Source organism: Desulfuromonas sp. (assembly GCF_002868845.1).
Classification (GTDB): Bacteria; Desulfobacterota; Desulfuromonadia; order Desulfuromonadales; family BM501; genus BM501.
The window spans coordinates 17434-36008 of the sequence record NZ_PKUB01000014.1; the positions used below are offsets into that span (position 1 = coordinate 17434).

Sequence of the window (18575 nt, forward strand, 5' to 3'; positions counted from 1 at the left end):
AACCTTTCCCAGTAATTCAATCAGGTATTTGATTTGCAACAATTCTAGTCTGACTTCAAAGGCGTTGGCAAAATCTTTCTTAACCCAGCCGACTATAAGTGTTCTCTTGAAGCGACTTGAGAATGTCTTCAGCGTCATTTTTATCTAGATCAGAGTTTAAAATTTCAGAGAGTTCCTCCGAGGCAATTGCCATGACCTCCTCTGGTGCCCAGCCATAGGCGGTGACGAGATCACCAACTGTCTCCACCTCTACATAGTGGGCATCTTGAGTAATCGTCTTGAAGATCAGTTCTTCAATGTGCTGATCGAACTCTTCTTCCGTATATTCCCAGCAAACAGACACCCCGCCATCCTTGTGAAAAATCAGCCTGGCTGCCCTCTCGTGCTCAAGGGCCTCTTGAATCTCGGAGGGGATCTGGCCCTCAAAAAATCCATGCAAATACGCCGAGCTGAATTCACACTGACCTGTATCTCCGAAGGTTCCAAAGTCGAAATCGAAATCAATGCCTGATTCATGCTTTGACAACAAAAGGTCACTGCGACTATCAGCGCTGCTCAGGGTGACTTTCCCTGAAAATGGCTTTACTAAGAGATGGTACCTCAAAAGACAACTATCAAGATCAATACAGGGTGAGTACATCAATTTGCCTTTGTTGTGATTTTGGTTTAAGACCAAACCCATTCATTTAAACAAGCCCATTTTTTCATATAAAGGTTATGACTATTATTTTTCGACAACTTGCTATATATAAATCCTAACGCATTACCCTTTGGTTTTGCAAAAATATTTTCGCGGTCCTTCGCATTTTTTTTGACCGGGCCTGCAATGTGTCAAGTTTCCGAACGCTTTGTTAGATCTAAGAAACAAGAGATTGACTTCTTATTTAGATATATCTGGAAGGTAGTCCGTAAACATATCAAATCGTCTTAGATCCTATGACTTGATTTTATATTGCCCAAGCCTCTGCCCTTCCGTGAAATAGCTACTTTCATAATTTTTAGGGGAAGTTTCGAGGTTACATAAATTCATGCAAGAGAAACCCATGGAAAACTCAACTTGAAAAGAGCAGAACCACATCTCCCTTGTTATAGGTGTAGAATCCGAGCGTTTTTCGAACAACATATTTCAAACCTAGAAAAGGCCACCCAAATTCGACGGGGTGGCCTTCGTTTTTCTTAGAAGCAATAATTACTTACGCCTTCGGTAGCCGCAAGAGCCCTCTGATCATACTGCGTTCGGGTGCCTCGGCATCGCCGAGCCGGTCTTTGAGAATATCCGTGAAACGGGAATTCTGAGGTGTGAAACTGATCAGGGAGCCCTCAGCTTTGATATGGTGGATTTGGGATTCGCTACATAACTTCATGTAACATAGATTTAAGTAAGAAGAGGATTTTGACCACCGAGTCCATCGGGGGAGCTGACTTCATTGCCTAGGAATCGCCAACTTTTCTGCGAAAGCTGGGCCAAGCAGCAGGAGCTGCTCAACCCAGCTTAAAGTTTTTTGGTGATAAAACCTGTTTTTTCAAACCTCGGCAAAGGCCAGCCGCTCTATCTCCCTTAGTACCTTTTTTGAATAACCTGGGCGCAATCCTGCTTTTCGCACGATGGCCCATGGTGCAAAATTTTCTCCCCGAGTCCTCAACTCGCGGGCCGCCAATCTGACTCGCCTTAACTGATAATCTTCAAGGGTTTCTTCATTCCTTTCTATAAGTTGTTTCGTTTTTGGCAACTTCTCAAGGTGCTTTTCCAACAGGGCCAAGCTGTTTATCATTTGGCCAACTCTCCCTTTCGTCACCCGCTGTGGGGGCGTGGAAATAAGAAGAGAAGGGATGGCCTCCTTTGCTCTAGAAAACAAGTCATCGTCCCTTTTGACCCAATCGACTCGGTTGTCGGAAGATTTACTCCTTGGCATGCTTGGAGGCAGATTATCCATGAGCCATTCGCGGTCATGCCTATATAGCCAAATATAATCTGCCTTCGCTATTCCCCTTATCTCAGTCCGGCTTTTCTCAGGGTTCTCTTCAATTGCAGAAACCAACCTGCTCCTATACTCGGCTATCCTTTCACCTTTTTCGTCGTCGTTCTTCTGAGAGCGAATTTCACCAGAACCGTTCAACCTAGCCAGATATTTCACAATAGTATTAGGGTCTACCCCCAAAAATCTTGCCTTCATCCGCAATCCCACCGAAGGGTCTTTGTCCAGTCGCTGCAACTCCTTTTCCCAAACTGACCCCATAGAAATAATCCGCGTGCGCTTAAACCTATCTTCGGCGGTCGTGTCAGGACCAGTGCGTGCGTAGGCAAAACCACACTCGCATTCAAAGTTCCCGACAACAGCGCCACTGTTCGTATGTCGAGTTATTTTCACTTCTTCTATTGCAGGTTTTCGATAACTCCTGCAAGCAGGATTTAAACAGGGGAAAGGGGGCATTCCAAAAGGTTGATTCCCAAATCCACAGTCAGGAAAAAATTCTTCCGGTTCTGTCCCAAGAAATTTCATTAGCAAAAGGTGCCGGAGGGGATGTGTGGCCTTACGGGGTTTTCTGACCAGAGCTATGAGCCAGTTGCATTCCCCCTCAACATCACTCCACACTTCCTTCAAATAGCTCTTCCCAAAGGCCGCTACAAATTCCTTTTCAAACTCACGTTGCCGGACGCGTCCCAGTGGAGACGCAAGTCCAAGCCTGATTAAATGCGCAACATATTTCTTTCTCAAGACACCAAGGCCCCAAATTGGGAGCTCTTGGCCCAAAATCCAATGAACCTTTTCCGCAATCCAGACGTCTGTCAGCGACAGGCTGTTGCCCGACGCAAGTTCCCTCCACTCACGGTCATACCCCTTTTCAAGTGCCTGAAAATTCATCTTGTTTTGCCTTGAAGTTACCCGAATATGACTTTCAAGAAGGGGCACTTTATGCTTGTGGCAGACAGCAACACCTGGAAATTGATGCGATCGGTGCCAATACGCCTCTCCGCATTCAACTCGATCTTCGTCGACGCACTCCGGGCAACAGCGCAAAGCATTAACCCCCCTAACACCACTGGCCATAACGCCAAGAGCGTTATGGATGGCTCCACCGAAATCAGAACAGGCCATCTTTTTTCGAATATCTTTGGCCCTAGCCTTTGCCAGAAATGGCTCATAAATTGGAAAGAGCGTATTGTCCTTAATGATAGAGGAAGGCGTAATCCCCGCATCTTTGGGCAACCTTTTGCAAAACCTCCTTAATCGGCAGGGAAAGTCATAGGTTGCTGCCGCCGTCCTCGACCCAAAAAGGTCTTCGGTTATATCCTTGGGGTCTTGATAGCCTAAGCGAACCTTGTGCCGGCTAATCACGCTGTAAAACAATTCGTCCCGTTGAAACTCCGGAAAGGTATCTATGGCCATCTACAACACCCCTCCTTCCTCCAGAAACTCACTTGGGGGCCTCATATTGCCCGCCCCCTCCAGAGAGTCATAAGGCGACTTATCCCCGGAGTGCTCTACACTTTCCCGCAAATCTCCAGACAGCGACACAGCAGGAGCGGTCTTTTTGCGCCCCTTGCCCCTCCCCCTTTTTCTTTCTTTTTCAGCTTGCCGTTTTTCCATCAACTCACAGGCCACCCGAAACGCCTCCTGGAAGGCTAGGGTTTCGTCGGCATCCTCGGCAAACCGCCCCAACGCAGTGCGAGCTGCCACTTCGCAGTCCTTTGAATCTATTCCTGCCATGGACAAAAATGACACTGTTTTTATCAGGAGGGCGTCTTGTCCTCCCTTTGATTCATTCTCGCGCTGCACACTAAGGGTCTTCAGAGTTTCACCGACCAAAACCTTCTCTTGCGCTTCCTTAAGATAGGCCTTCATAGTCTTTCTGTCGGGCATCAAATCGTCAAGGATTTCGAGGTTATCAACAGTTCCAAATTTAAGTGCATTCAAGGCTGGCTGTATAACTTTCATCTTCTCTTTAGCCACCTTCCTAACCATGGCTGGTGTGATTATTTCCTTTCCATGGCCAATGACGCTCCATTGAACAAGCATATAGAGTTTTATTGCAACATCTATAATTCCTTGCGAAGCCTCGTACATTGCTTCATTGAGCTCATGGGTTAAAGGGGTATTGGTTTTTGTCCATTGATAACACCATAGCCCCTCGAGGAAAAAATCCCAAATATCATCGTGGGCCATGTTGGTCCACATTTCATCACCAAGCCCAGTAGCCCGGCGGGCTTGCGAAAAGCTTTTTCGAAAAAGCTTCAACGCCCGGAATGTCCCAACCAACACAACGGGAACCCCTATCGCATTCGAGAGCTGGACAAAAAAATTCATCATTTTTATATCGCCGCCACTTCGTGCCTCATTTAACCGTTGCAGCTCGTCGATCACCAAAACTCCCAGGCTATGGAGGGCCGCAATACGAGCCATTTCCTGAATGAGGTCCTCCTCTGTTTTTCGCACATGGCCTAGCTTTTTCAGGTACTTAGTGCCAAGGACTTCATCAACAGCCCCGAGGAAGGTACAACACAGGGCCTTTGTAGACCCGTTTGAAGGACACTCCAGTTTCAGCCAAACGAGTTGTTTGTGGATGAAGGCCTTTCCATTGTACTTGGAATGTTCTATCACTTGGTCATAGAGGCCCAGAACGCTCTCGATAGCGGTAGTCTTGCCTGAACCACTAGCTCCGATTATTGCGCATCCTGCGGCATTAGACCGAATTGGTGGAAGATAGTCTGCCCCTCCCCGGTCAAATCTCAAATCCTCAAAACCAGAGTTGATCTGTTTGACCCATTCAGTTTCGATGGGATTTCTTGTCATATAGCCATTGCGTATCATTTTGGAAAACCGGCTCTCCAACTCAATAAAGGACGGAAGAGGTTCAACATAATGAAGAATCCCTTGCACCATCTCCGCTCGCTCCCACGCAGGGAGCAAGCGCGAACTTTCATCGAAAATCGGTTTTCTCCGCATCAACAATGCGGCCTTGTCCGGCCCAAGAATAGGGTGGAGAGCCTCTATAAGTGCATTGTGCCGATACGAAGAATGGCTGCTTTCTGTATACACCGCTTTAACCCTGTTACCCTTCAAAACCGAACCCAAATTTTGATTCTTGCTGCCCATATCGCCCCCCCCTAGCCCCTTAATGATTTCAGCATATCGAGAGCAGATGCTTTACTGGCCCCAAGCACATCCAATTCATCCGACTCATCGACATGGTCATGATCTTCTCGAGCCGCGCAATTCTCACCGGGAAACTCCCTAGAACCCTCTTCCTGTTTTATTGGATCAAATGCCTCTTTTTCACCAATATTTTTGCGTTCCTCGGCACGGTTTTCTCTAATATTCGCAACCCTACTGGCATCGCTGACATCCCCTGATCTTTCAAGGGCTGCGTTTGTTAAGGCTTCGGCCTGACCAGTTATTTCTTTCATCGTTGCCAGAAACTCGGCATTGCCCTGCATTTCCTGAGAGCTGTGCTTTCTTTTTTTAGGCTTTTGCTCAAAGAAAAATTCCTCAACATCTTCCACCCGATGCAATCCAAATTCTTCTGATTTTTCAAGCAACCGACATTCAATCAATTCATTCCCGTGCGGGTCATGAAGAAAAATCCTATCCATCCGCCTGGGGTCGTAAGACACCTTCGCTTTGCCCCGCCCCCTATTCCGAGCCAATGTAAACCAAGCCTCATCATGGGCCCGGTCACATGTATAAAATAAATTTTTGAACTTAATTCCACCTTCTTGGATTGACGCCGTATCAGTAGGCATTAGGCCACGAATCAGCTCCTCTGTGGTCCAGTGACGAATATGGCCAATGCAATTTTCCATGCCCCAGTCCCAAAGATCTAAAGGCACTGGCTTAACACCGTCTTGATTCATTTCTGGCGACAAGGGATAATCTTCGAAATAATGGTTTTTATTGTGGTTCAATATCATGTGAATAATCAACGTAGTAAATTCATCAATTGTCAGCTTGGCATCTAAGCGATGATCTCTTTCTCCGCGCTCTCGAAAACGCTTATCGATTGATCCGGGGGCCCATTCGATCATGTCTATATTTGCCCGCCTAAATTGTTGCTCAACTATGCCCTTGAAATCTGCTCGATACGGAGGCGTGTTTACTATTCTAGTGTCAAATCCGTTGACGAGTTGATCCGTGATATTGCTTATCATCTCGCCCCTATCGGCAATTAGGTACTGTGAAAATCCGAACGAGGGCCAGGCCCCCTTTTCTATTACAATTCCATATCTTGAACACAACTCTACTTTGTCTACGGCCGTATTAAATAAAGCCATTGCTGCGCCGAGGTAGCTCGGCCCCTCAAGCCCAACATAAAACCCAACAATCATTCTAGTAAAGACACAGACTACAAAATACAGAACAGGCCGCCCTATAATTCTTGTCCTGTTTAAACTTGATACTACATATACATCTGCAATAGTTGCATCAATCTGAAAAGTGTGCCCGGGACCAGATGTTGACAACGTGGAGCTTTTCAATATTTCGCGGTGACGGAGATTAAACCCCCTAGTGCCTTTTCGCGAAACAAGCGATTTTTTAAGATCCAAGATTTTCCTAAACCAGTATCGAAACTGGTCGATTGTCATACGTTCCTCAACAGGAGGCAAAATTGGAAACTTTGTGCCATTTTTTACCTCGTAACCTTTATTGTAATACTCGGCCATCATCCAATCATATGTTTTCCTGATCGAATGACTTTCCTTTAAATTGTAAAAATTATTAATGGATAACAGGATTATAGACTTGTCAAGATCCGTGATGTTCACACCAAAATCTTCTTCGCTTGTCTTTATCTTTCTACGCCTACCCCGTTTGCATTCCTCAGGGCATGGTTTTTCTTTGCCTTTCCCCCCACAATTTTCATAGCTTGGCAATAAGGCATTCTTCACCTTGCCTCTCCGCCAGTAGGCACGCATCCATTTAATGATGTATTTTTTCGTGGTTTCGGCCCGCCTAGCCGCTGCCGCGACTTTTTTTCCTCTCCCCTCAAAACAATAAATTTCTGGCTCTTCGTGAACTAGTTCCTCAATAGCCCTCCAGGCCCTATCCCTCCGAGCCAAATCTTTCTTCTTGAATTGCGAATCCTGCTGCTTCGGAGAACCGTATGGGTCATTTGGCCTAATAAACGCTTCGCCATTATTGAGGGCTTCCAAAACTGAATTCAAGTCTGAGACAAATGGAAAATCTTTATCTCCCGGCAAAGGGAAAATGACTATTTGGTCCTCTTTTTTATCAAAATAGAGGACACGAAACATTTCCCCCTTCCGATCGTCTGGAGCCAGCCACTCAACTATTGCGTTTACACTAAGCAGTTCTTCCACAACGAGCCTCGCTCTTATCGCCTGCGAATATTTAGTGTCGAGGAGTAGTTCAAGGACTTTTTCATATCCGTCTTCCACATCTTTCGAGCCAAAAGATACTTGGCCGTTGCCAGAGAAGATCCTGGAGCAAGGCCCAAGAGCTCATCTGTTTGCTTTGCACTTAATGCCATTTGCTGCCCCCCCTTGGCGACCTTGTCAAAAAGGGTTACTTCAATCCTCGCCAATTGCCTAATAGCATCCTTAGGAAGGTTGTTTCGGTACCACGCAGCATGTAGGGAGCGAAGGTTGCTCGCCAAAACTTTTGGAATTTGGCGATCTGTGACAAGGCCCCAGTCGATTTTTCTTTCAGCCCAGAAGGTCCTCTCGATTTCCAATTTTTCAACAGTCCTTTTACCGGCCAGATCCGCTGCAGGCTTTATCGCCCTGGCCAACTGAACCAAGCCCGAATCCGCTTCCAAATCAACTACAAAATCTGTCGTCATAACGACCGGCTGCTTCGTTCTTGGATCGGCCGGATGCTTTATACCAAGCCTATCGGCTATCTCAATGGTGCTCTCGATCGGGAGTAAAGGATACTGTTCCCTGATATCGACCACATTGCCTGACCATTCTAGAAGTAAAAAATAGTTGAACTCATGATTGGACATCAGGTGATGAACTCGTCCTGTTTTCCAACCTTTCGCTCGAGTAACAAAACCTAGTGACGGGACATCTTGAACCCTAAGGTAGGGCAAATAATCTTTACCCCTGCCTTGGCCCCGACCTTCCTTAAGGCGCTTTTTTTGTACCTTCTCCTGGTCAACCTTTCGCCTTCTTCCCATCTCCCCCCCTTTCTTGCTGCCAACCCCGCGTTCACCCTCGGGGGAGGCATGAGCCCTTATTTTGCGTTATGCTTTAGCCGGCCAGAGTAGCCTTCTTAAAAAAATTTACTTCCCTAAAATTCTCACCAAAATTTGCTTTGCAAACTCACCCGATTTGACACGAACTTTCCTCACGGTGGTCGCCAATCTCAAAATATCCACTCGCTCTTTCCCAACAGAAAGGACCCCTACATGTTCGGGAATTTCCCGAGTTGAGACCCCGAAATCACTCGGGTATGCGACCCAAAGGTAATCACAATAAAGGGTGAATAATTCGGCGTCTGGCCAAAAACCCGGCCCAAGACCTGTTTGGACTTCGACACCATGCAGCTCTACTCCAGACTCTTTTCCGACTATGGCGACAAAATCAATCGCCCTCCTAAGGGTAATGGGCGCCTCGCTCTTCAGCTCCACATCTGGCAAAATGGTGAAGAATTCTTTCGGTCCCGCTCCCGTCCACTCCCCACTTGACTTAAGGAGGGCATTGCGAATCATCGCTTCTGTTAGCTTGCCCGTTTGCCTTTCACTCTTCGAATCAAACTTAGGGGCACTGACCCCTTTTCCTCGTGCGGTACGGCCTTCCAAAACAGGCCGGAAGGTTTTCCATAAGGATCTGATTTCACCCCGTGTTATACTCCCCTCAATTACCTTTTGCACAAGAGGCCCCCAAACATCTTCTGGCGCTACTCGGGAGAGTTTTGAAAGAATTTCGATATTTTCAGGGCTTACCCCCCCTAAAAGCTCCTCAATGGGCAAGTCATCCCGCCCCAAAAACAGAGGATATTTTCCTTCGAGTTCCTCAATATAGCGACCTGCAGACAAATACCTCCAAAGAGTTGCTTCCTTGACTCCAAACATGCTGGCATGGGATCGTAGCCATTCGGTAAACGATTTTGCCTCGGCCCTCCAGAACTCGGTCTTCTCGATCGCATCAAGCAAACGACCGATTTTCGCCCAATGGGTGGGTTCACCACCCTCAATGGCCAAGAGTTCGTTCTTGATTTTCTGTGCAGCGTCATTTTGCATGTCTTCTCACCTCGCGGACTACTATAGCCAGCTAGAGTGAAAAGTCAACAACTTTTTTGAATTCCTCAAAAATGAGAGTCTAGACTCGGTGACATGTCCCGCACAGGACACACTAAAAACCCAACAAAACGCCTATAGTGCCCTTACGCTGGAAGACACACCTTTCACCATAAATCCCTGATTGGGTTATGCACTTTACTCCATCACCCCCAAGATATTGGGGTGAAGGAGGCACCTTGCTTGACATGGGCGGCAGTCAATGTAAAATCCGCATTCATGTTCAGCTCTTTCCCTAAGACCCGCCTCGAATTCGAGGCTCGCTTCACCAAGCAGGAGGACTGCCTCGACTACTTGGCCAAGCTACGCTGGCCGGACGGGTTTGTCTGCCCGAAGTGCGGCCACGACAGACATTGGAGCGCCAACCGCGAGCGCTATATCTGCACCGCCTGCCGCCACCAGACCTCGGTGACCGCCGGCACCATCTTTCACAAGACCCGCAAGCCATTGGCCCTGTGGTTTCGGGCTATCTGGTACATGACCGTGCAAAAGCATGGCAGCAACGCCTTAGGACTCCAGCGCGAGCTGGGGTTGGGCAGCTACCACACCGCCTGGGAGTGGTTCCACAAGCTGCGCCAGGCCATGATTCGGCCGGACCGCGATCTGCTCGGGGGCCTGGTCGAGGTCGATGAGACCTATGTAGGCGCTCCAGAGCCCGGCAAACCGGGGCGCGGGGCTGCGGATAAGGCACTGGTGGCCGTGGCGGTCGAGGACAAGGGGAAGCAGGAGGGCTTCGGCCGCATCCGCCTTCAACGCATCCCCGACGCATCGGGTGCGAGCCTGACCGGCTTCGCCATGGCCAACATCGCCCCAGGAAGCTTGATCCGCACCGATGGCTGGCGCGGGTACAGCCGGCTCAAGGACCACGGCTTCGACCATCAAGCCCTGGTTGGCGGCGAGAGTGAGGAAAAGGTCGGGGAAGGACCTCTGCCGCTGTGTCACCGCGTGATTTCCTTGGTCAAGCGGGTTCTCCTCGGTGCTTACCAGGGAGCGGTTCATCCCGAGCAGCTCGACCGCTACCTGGAGGAGTTCACCTTCCGCTTCAACCGCCGTACGGCAAGGCACCGGACGCTGCTGATCTTCCGCGTGCTCCAGAACGCGGTCGTCCATCCTCCCTTCCCGGCCAAGGAGATCGAGTTAGGCCTGCGCACCTACATGCGGGGCCGCATGCGGGGTGGCACCAAACGAGCCACCTCCGAGAACCATCCGACGATCCTCCCCAGCGCTATCCCAGCGTTGGAAGGCTTGGGCGACATCCCTTTCTAAGCCCAGACCACAGAACCACTTCACGGTGCCCACATGGCGCCTTTTTACATCCCAAAGTGGACACTAAGCTCCTCGAAGATTCCACTCGCAATTCAAGAAAGCGCCGTGCTGGCTGGGCAAGCCCTTACGCCTCTCAGGGGGAGAGTTTTTCTCATCTTCTAGGTAAGCAGCAGTCGTTGCCACTTGAGCCGCAATCCCTACCGGTTCACACGAATCTCTTTTGGCTTGACATCTTCAATTGGATAATGTAGTATCCATTTGCGTATTGCAGTATCCAATTGGATACTTTAGTGCCCTTAGGCGTGGAGAGACATTAATGCCATTACCTCTACAGCGTAGTACCCTCAGATACCCCCTTGATGGTGCGCTTGGCACCCCCGCCATGGTGCGCCTAATCCGAGTGTTGGTTCATGACGTGAACGGCCCTGTTGGCGTCACTGATGCGGCACAGATGGCAGGACTAACACGGGCTGGCACGCGCAGGTCGCTGGAGAAACTAGAGCGACTTGGAGTGGCCGCCAGGCTTGGCACCGGACGTGCTCAAAAGTTCGCGCCGAAGGAAGGGAATCCGTTTTTACCTTTTCTTCGCGAGCTTTTCATGATGGAGCAACGCCAGCACGAGGAACTGCTCCGTGAACTCCGAGATGCAGTGGGGATACCCGAGATACAAGTTGCTTGGATGCTTGACCAACCAGCCGAGACTTTCCATGCTCTTGAAGTGGGGGTGATTGCTGAAACTCGGGCGATCAACTGGATTGGACCTGAACTTCGAACACGACTAATAGGCCTTGAAAAACGGTTCAATCTCATTGTTGAACTCGGCGTTTTCACCCGCGCAGACAGCCCAGGGATTCCTGACGGTGCAGTGATGCTGTGGGGAGCGGGGTCGAGTCCAGATGCAGGTCGAGCATTTGGCCTTCAGAGTCATACAGAGTCAGCGGAGCGGTCGCTGAGAATGTCGCTGGCCATCGCAGATCTGATCAAATCCGACCCGTCAATAATTCGGCGGGCCCTCCATTACACAAGCCGGCTCCTACAAGAGGGGCAAGGGACTGCGGATAGTGACATAGGTGAGTGGCGACAGCTTCTTGAGACGTACTCGCCTGAGCGGTTGAGGGAGCTACTGGGTTCTAGGAGTTCTCGCGCAGAGCGCCTGAGAAGGAGTTCTCCATTTTTCGCGGTCCTGACGCCGGTTGAGCGCGATCGGATGCTCAAGCAGATAGAGGATGAACGATGAGGTACGACCAACTTGAACACGCCATTCGTGCCGCCTGCACTGTTTCAGGCGACGATGAACTTCTCATTTTCGGTTCACAGGCCATTCTTGGTAGCTACCCCGATGCGCCGGAGAGTTTAAGGGCGTCAATTGAGGTCGACGTTCAGTCAAAAAATCTACCAGAAATGACAGACCACATCGATGGGGCACTAGGCCTAGACTCTCAGTTCCATGTAACGCATGGCTTCTACGTTCATGGCGTTTCTATTGAAGCCGCCACGCTCCCAGAGGGGTGGGCCGATAGAACGGTCACGGTTTCTGATCCAGTCGGAACGAGGGGGCATAAAGGTCTATGTATCGAAGCCCATGATCTTGCCGCAAGCAAGCTCGTTGCGTACAGGGAAAAGGATCGGGTCTTTGTTGCGACCCTCTTGATTGAGAGTCTCATAGACGGGGAAACCCTGCTTGAGCGTATCAGGACCCTCCCGGTAGATGAGGACACTCGCGTAAGACTGGTCAGATGGGTTGAAATAACGCTCGCGGATATTCGCGGTGCAGACTGAACAGTTTTCAACCAAGATTCCACCATGTAGCGCTCCCTTGAAAAATCTCCCGACAGCGCCCCTTTGCTCACCAGTGAGGCAGGGGGATTTTCGCTTGCCCCTTGCCGAAAAGTGCGCAACTGTACCCACGAAAGGTAGGCGGTTTGCCGGCGAGACCTAGCGCTTTCCGCCACCCCTTCCACCCACATTCGGCCCTAGGGGCCCTTCTCTAAATCCATCGAAATCGATGGGTTTAGAGAGCTGTCACTGTAACCACAAGATGTAGGGGGTGGTGGAGTTAAGTGCGTAACCCAAATCCCTGATTTTAAACACATGGCCAAGCCCGACTGTGGTGGAGTGGAGGTGAGGTTCAACCTTTACGAGGGGGGCCTCAGGATGGCTTTCGTATGCGACGGCCAAGGTAGGACTTGAAGAGCTGGATGTCCACATCGGAGATGCTGGCAGGAGCGTTTCGATATGAAGACATTTAGCACTTTGGGGCTCAATGTCCAAACGGCAGCGTTTGCATGTTTCTGAGGCCCCTGAACAAACCACCCGGGATAGAGTACCACTGATTGCACAGCAACCATCCTCGCCGTCTCTTCTATCAAGAACCCTTTGAGCCAATTGGATTGGGCCTTGGCCTGCACAATAGGGTTGCGATCGGGCCGCGCTCCGAGGATTCGCACTTCTTCCCCATCGTAAACAATCTTGGCTTCACAGCGAGGCTTGCTGACCGTTTTTGTCTCGACGTTAAACAGACCCTTCGGGCCGATGATGACATTGTCCAGGTAATCCCGTCGCCCAGGACATCTTGGAAGACATAGTTGCCTTGGCGTCGCAGGTCTTCCAGACACTGACCGACGGCGCGTTCGCGGTCTCGGCCGTGCTTGAGAAGCTTAAGCTCCTTAACCCCTCACACCATTTTCCACGCCGAATACGCGCTTATTCCAAAATCGACCGCGCGAAAATTCGACTTTTTCCTGGAACCCCATTCGAGAGATCCAGGACTGTCGCCACTTAATAAACATTTCATCATTTTCTTGCTTTTCTGCGCTCAGAATGATAAAAATTCGTGTCATATTAAACCCTTGTCTTTTTCACTCGAATTTTTCAAGGGGGAGGAATGGTTAAAAGAGGGCCTGCATCCCCATCCAATTCTGCTTGGTTGACTCGTCGCAAAATCATCGACCCAAAGCTTAAGGCCGCTGGTTGGAGGGTCGTCGGAACAAAAGACTTCGATTCCACCAAGCCCCTTGAGGGCGAAGTTGTTCAAACGGGTGAAAGGCGTGGAGCACGGTTCAAGTTGTGCAATTAACACGGGAGGATTTCAATATTAAAGAGGAGGGGAAACATGGCATCTCCTGACTTGCTGCAGAGGGAATTGAAATGGCTTGGTTCGCCTACAGTGAACCACTTCGGAACCATTACAGAAATCCGGGGGCTCCTTCCTACCTTTGTCCGCCGCCCGTTCTCGACCGTCTCGGTCGATGGAGCCAACGACCTGCCAAGCAACGCCTTCCTCGATGTGATCGTCCGGACCCCCCTGAATGAGGGAGACGAAGAAATCCCGGTCGGTGTTGTGTCCAAACAATACCAACTTGTTCAGCACGCAGAGGTTCTCGACAAGGCTATCGAGGCAATTAAAAAGGCTGGCATTGCCCCTGAGAAGGTCAAGGCAGATTTGACAATCACAAAGTACGGAGAGCGCGTCGGCCTGCATCTCCAGTTTCCAGAAGAATATGGCCTTGACCCTGGCGACGGTCACCGCCTCGCGCTGAGGCTCGGGTGTTTCAATTCCGTTGATGGAAGCACCAAGTTTAGAGCCGTCTTGGGATGGATTCGGTTCGTGTGCAGCAATGGAATGATCGTTGGATCAGCCCGGACCGATTTTCGAAGCAGGCATACCCAGAGCCTGCAAGTCGAGGGCTTGTATGAACTGCTTGAGGACGGGATTGATCGAGCCATAAAAGAAAAAGACAACCTGCAAAGATGGGTTAAGACGCCTTTAGGGGAACAAAAGCTAGTCGAATGGGTCGATGGCCCCCTTGCGAAAAAGTGGGGCATCAAAGCCGCGACCAGGGCATTTCACATCGCCAGAAAAGGCAAGGATGTGCATGTCGTCCCATTCACGGAGAAACTGCCGCCTTCAGAGAAAGAGGTCGAATTCCTAGATGCTGTTCCCGGCTCTTCGGAAGCAGCCAAAAACCTCTATGCAGTGAGTCAGGTCCTGACCTGGTTGGCCGGACAACGCAGTGATATTGAGGAGCAGCTTTCCTGGCAAAGAGACGTCCCGGACCTGATGATGGGTCTGGCAGGGTGATTTAACGAGAAGCCCCACGGCAATTTGCTGTGGGGCTTTTTTGTGGTTTTGCGCTTTTGAGTTTTGTGCGCAACAAGAAATTCGATTACTCGTTTTTCGGGTCTCAGTGGAAGCCAAGTGTCGCCCTAGAGGAGCCAGCCCCGGCTGGGAGCTAAAATAGTCGAACCCTAACCGCTTTCAGCTTTGTGAAAGAGTGCCATTGCAATTTGTTTTCAAACTTCGGGAGGGAATGCGATGTTTCATTTGACACAACGTGTAGCCTGGCACGACAGCAATTGGACCGGGACAATATGTCTTAAGCCATCCAATAACTCATATTGCATATCCCTTGACAGGATCAGGGGAGAGCGTGAGGGCGCAAAAGAAGACAAAGCACAAGGCTGCTCTTGGTCGGATCTGTCCCAAAATGATTTACCCTCATGCATCGCCGAATCGGCTGGTTTTATGAACTCCCAAGAATGGTCACGGGAATTTCGCCACCCGTATAGTAAAAACAAAAAAACCAAGGACACCCATGGTCACCTCAAACCAACTACGGTAAAAGTGCCGAGGTTTGCCACATTTTCCGTTCCCTTCGGCTGGATGCTCCGAGAGCATCAAAAAACCGTAGAGGAAGGCCTGCCAACCCCCCTGCCATCCGACAAGGTGTCACCATTCCCATCTCCCTGGGTTTTTGGGCGCGAACGCCAAGAGGCTTTGCTAGATCTCATGTTCGGTCGAATATCCCCCGAACATTCCCTGGTCTTTTTTTACTGCAAAGAAGGGCAGCCCGTTGACGAGTCGATTTCAAGGTTGGTCGTCGGGGTTGGTCGCATCCTTTCCGTTGGGCAGACAACATTATACGAATCAGACCAGAGCAGCACCTACCCTCTTTGGGACCGGGTTGTCCGCCACTCCATCAGGCCAGAGGGAACCGATGGTTTCCTCATGCCCTACCATGAGTACCTCGAACCGACAGGCGATTCTGAAGAAGATGAACGTCGTCGCCGCCTTCTAAAAGAAATCGCCATCGTACCCGAATCAACCCAAATCCGTTCCTTTTCTTATGCCGCAGAACTTGCCCGAGCAGATATTGCGTTGGCTACCATCGTTCAGTGCTTAGAAGCGGTCCGCAAAATTCGCGAACATGGCATCGCAAAAGGCCCCTGGCCCCAACGGGAAGAATGGCTCAACCAGCAAATCGCCTCTATCTGGGAGAGCAGGGGGGCGTTTCCGGGTACGGGATCTGCGCTCGAAGCATTGGGTATGCGGCTTGGCACCTCGCTTCACCTAGAGCTTATGGCGTCTGGGGCATTATCCTCCGAAGAAAACCCTTGGGGGAAAATCGACCAAATTATCCGTGGAGAGATGAAGCCTCCCCAGCCTGCCTATGAGGCGGACCTGAAAGCTGTCCGGCAAACCTGGATCAACCTTTCCGACGAGAGAAAAGAGCTGTTTCTGCTCCTTTCCCGGATGGACCTTTCGCCCAAACAAACCAAGCGTTGGTTCAATGAACACGAACGGAACAGGGCCACAAAGCGGCCTGTAAATGACGCCGAAATTATTGGCAACCCTTATCGCATTGTTGAATGCGATTTGGGCGATGACAAAGAGCCGCCTGTTACTCTGGGTACGGTTGATCGTGCCTTACTCCCAGAAGATACCATTCGGGCAAAACACCCGGTTCCTGAACCATCCCATATAGGATCTTTGGGCGATGCCAGAAGAATTCGGGCCGCCCTGGTCACTGTTTTATCCCAGGCGGCAGTCGAAGGCGATGCCTTGCTGAGCATTACAGAAACCCTTGAACTCCTCGAATTGATAAACCAGGGAAATGGCTTCCACATAGGTCAGGATTGGATTTTCGCCAATCGGGAGTTTCTATCTGACGAGATTGTGATCCTTGAAATCCCGAGCAAAGATTCCACTAAGAGCGGAGTTGCCGCATTGCAGCTTTGTGATCTGAAGAGAAGGGAGGAAAGTCTTAGAAAAATCCTCGCGGCAAGGGCAAGAAAAGAACTCCCTTCCCTAAAATCTGACTGGACGGCCTTGGTCAAAAAATCCATTGAAGAGTCCAAGAGTTTATTTGACGAAAAAAACGATCGCCACATCCAGGCATTAAAAGAACAATCCTACGCATTGGAAAGGCTGACAACCCATAAGCTCAGTGCGTTGACAGGAAAGGCAGGCACAGGAAAAACCTCGGTTCTTGGCGCCCTTTTGAGGTGCGAGGATCTTGTCCAAGATGGAATCCTTTTGTTGGCTCCTACCGGAAAAGCGAGGGTACGCCTCGGCAAGGCTGCCGACGCTGAGGCCATGACGATCGCGCAGTTTCTTTACGGCCTAGGCCGCTTTGATGGCATTCGGCAGCGTCCTCTTTTCTCAGGCAAGGAGAAATACCGAAAAGAAAAGACGGTGGTCATAGATGAATGTTCAATGCTTACCATGGATGACCTTTTGGCCGTTTTCGAAGCACTTGACCTAGCACATGTCCAGAGGTTGATCCTTGTCGGTGATCCTAACCAGTTACCACCTATCGGGGTTGGAAGGCCCTTCGCGGACCTTGTTGGTTATCTTGAAAAGATGGCGCTGGAAGACGATCCCAATTCAAGAGTTTTGGGCTCTTCCCTAGCGCGTCTTTTCGTGGAAGTGCGCACTGCGGTGGGGGCCCCCTCGGACACCCTCCGCCTGGCATCCTGGTTTTCTCGGGAGCCACAGATGGTGGACTCTGACAGGGTTCTAAGTGAAATGGAGTTGGGCTCGTCATTCAATGATCTTGAAATTTGCTTCTGGAATTCTCCCGACGAGTTGCGGGCTACAATGTTGTCTCAATTCCAAAAGTACCTTGATCTGAATGGAGCCGAAGACGTTGACGGATTTAACGCTGCGCTCGGTTTGGATGAAAAAGGATGGGTACCGTTCGATTCTCCTGATGGCTCAGAGAATTTCCAGGTTCTTTCACCGGTTCGAAGGCACTATTATGGAGTTTATGCCCTGAACCGCTGGATTCAGCAACATTTTCGAAAAAAGGAATTGCTTAACTCGCGTCAAGGCTGGGGGAAGGTTTCCTTAAGTGACGAGGAAATTGTTTGCAAGGACAAGATAATCCAAACACGAAACCAGAAGAGAAAGTTTTTTGATGGTCAAAATGAAGGCGAGGAATACTTGGCCAATGGCGAAATCGGAATGGCAGCAACAGGAACGAGCAAATTCCTCAACATTGCTTTTGCAGGACGCCCCAACAAAACCTTTGGATACAGAGGTAAGGATTTCCCCAGGGGGAAAGGGCCTCTGGAACTCGCATACGTCTTAACCATCCACAAATCCCAAGGCAGTGAATTCCAAAAAGTATTCGTCGTCCTCCCTAAAGATTGTCCATTAGTCTCAAGGGAACTACTGTACACAGCATTGACGAGGGCAAAGGAAAAACTGATCCTATTGATCGAAGGTGACAACGTCAGCGCCCTCTACGATCTGACGAGACCAGAAAAGTCCGAAACTGCCCGACGCAATACCAATCTTTTTGTTGGGCAAGGCGCCGTAAGGGAGCGGTCAGACTTGATACCCTACGCCGACCATCTTATTCACCGTACTGATAAAGGGCATATGGTTCGCAGTAAGTCGGAACTTGTCATAGCCAACAAACTTTTCCAAATGAATTTGAACTATGAGTATGAACGGGTCCTGGAAGGGACATCTGAACCAGGACGCCTGCGACCCGATTTTTCATTCGTTGATCCGGCCGGGGACCTCATCATCTGGGAACACCTGGGGATGCTTTTCAGAGTTGATTATCAGCGCTCCTGGGAGTGGAAGAAAGCTTGGTACCAGAAAAATGGGTTTGTTGAAGGCGTCAATCTTTTTACGACCTTCGATGATGAAAACGGCGGATTGGACTCCTCGCAGCTAACCGCAGTAGCAGATAAGATTGAAAATATGGTGTAAGTATGGCTCTTTGTTTTGTCAGTCCGAGGTTTTTACCTTGGCT

At 49.9% G+C, this 18575-nt stretch carries 11 protein-coding genes and 1 pseudogene; 5 read left to right on the plus strand and 7 right to left on the minus strand.

What is annotated here, in order from left to right; translation table 11 throughout:
* Window positions 1-79: 79 nt before the first annotated feature.
* From C0617_RS03610 to C0617_RS03635, 6 genes are all read right to left on the minus strand, one after another.
* On the minus strand, window positions 80-526 hold the full coding sequence (locus C0617_RS03610) for a hypothetical protein (RefSeq protein WP_291315654.1): 447 nt from the start codon (window positions 524-526) through the stop codon (window positions 80-82).
* Between the two features lie 997 nt (window positions 527-1523).
* On the minus strand, window positions 1524-3389 hold the full coding sequence (locus C0617_RS03615; RefSeq protein ID WP_291315655.1) for a TnsD family transposase: 1866 nt from the start codon (window positions 3387-3389) through the stop codon (window positions 1524-1526).
* Window positions 3390-5096 (minus strand): ATP-binding protein, encoded by a 1707-nt coding sequence (locus tag C0617_RS03620; protein WP_291315656.1) that lies wholly within the window; start codon window positions 5094-5096, stop codon window positions 3390-3392. It abuts the gene before it with no gap.
* A gap of 11 nt (window positions 5097-5107) precedes the next feature.
* Window positions 5108-7396, minus strand: a complete 2289-nt coding sequence (locus C0617_RS03625) for a Mu transposase C-terminal domain-containing protein (protein WP_291315657.1) — start codon at window positions 7394-7396, stop codon at window positions 5108-5110.
* On the minus strand, window positions 7333-8139 hold the full coding sequence (locus C0617_RS03630) for a TnsA endonuclease N-terminal domain-containing protein (RefSeq protein WP_291315658.1): 807 nt from the start codon (window positions 8137-8139) through the stop codon (window positions 7333-7335). The genes C0617_RS03625 and C0617_RS03630 overlap by 64 nt, the downstream gene beginning before the upstream one ends.
* A gap of 105 nt (window positions 8140-8244) precedes the next feature.
* Window positions 8245-9204, minus strand: a complete 960-nt coding sequence (locus C0617_RS03635) for a hypothetical protein (RefSeq protein ID WP_291315659.1) — start codon at window positions 9202-9204, stop codon at window positions 8245-8247.
* 276 nt (window positions 9205-9480) lie between these two features.
* Between C0617_RS03635 and C0617_RS03640 the strand changes: the two are divergent.
* The 3 genes and pseudogenes from C0617_RS03640 to C0617_RS03650 form a co-directional block, all read left to right on the plus strand.
* Window positions 9481-10368 (plus strand): annotated as a pseudogene (locus C0617_RS03640) (IS1595 family transposase); the annotation flags it as partial.
* A 757-nt stretch (window positions 10369-11125) separates the two neighbouring features.
* Window positions 11126-11764, plus strand: coding sequence for a hypothetical protein (locus C0617_RS03645; protein ID WP_291315660.1), 639 nt, complete (start codon window positions 11126-11128; stop codon window positions 11762-11764).
* Complete coding sequence (locus C0617_RS03650) at window positions 11761-12306, plus strand: DUF6036 family nucleotidyltransferase (RefSeq protein ID WP_291315661.1); 546 nt, start codon at window positions 11761-11763, stop codon at window positions 12304-12306. Before C0617_RS03645 ends, C0617_RS03650 begins: the two co-directional genes overlap by 4 nt.
* A 356-nt stretch (window positions 12307-12662) precedes the next feature.
* On the opposite strand, the gene C0617_RS16975 is transcribed toward C0617_RS03650, so the two are convergent.
* A complete protein-coding gene (locus C0617_RS16975) occupies window positions 12663-13142 on the minus strand; it encodes a nuclease-related domain-containing protein (RefSeq protein ID WP_365888883.1) in 480 nt (159 codons plus the stop codon).
* A gap of 497 nt (window positions 13143-13639) precedes the next feature.
* Between C0617_RS16975 and C0617_RS03655 the strand changes: the two genes are divergently transcribed.
* Window positions 13640-14608 carry a DUF932 domain-containing protein gene (locus tag C0617_RS03655; protein ID WP_291315662.1) on the plus strand — a complete coding sequence of 323 codons (969 nt, stop codon included), beginning with the start codon at window positions 13640-13642 and terminating at the stop codon, window positions 14606-14608.
* Between the two features lie 234 nt (window positions 14609-14842).
* Window positions 14843-18532: an ATP-dependent RecD-like DNA helicase gene (locus C0617_RS03660; RefSeq protein WP_291315663.1), complete on the plus strand. Its 3690-nt coding sequence runs from the start codon at window positions 14843-14845 to the stop codon at window positions 18530-18532.
* The last annotated feature ends 43 nt before the right edge of the window (window positions 18533-18575 follow it).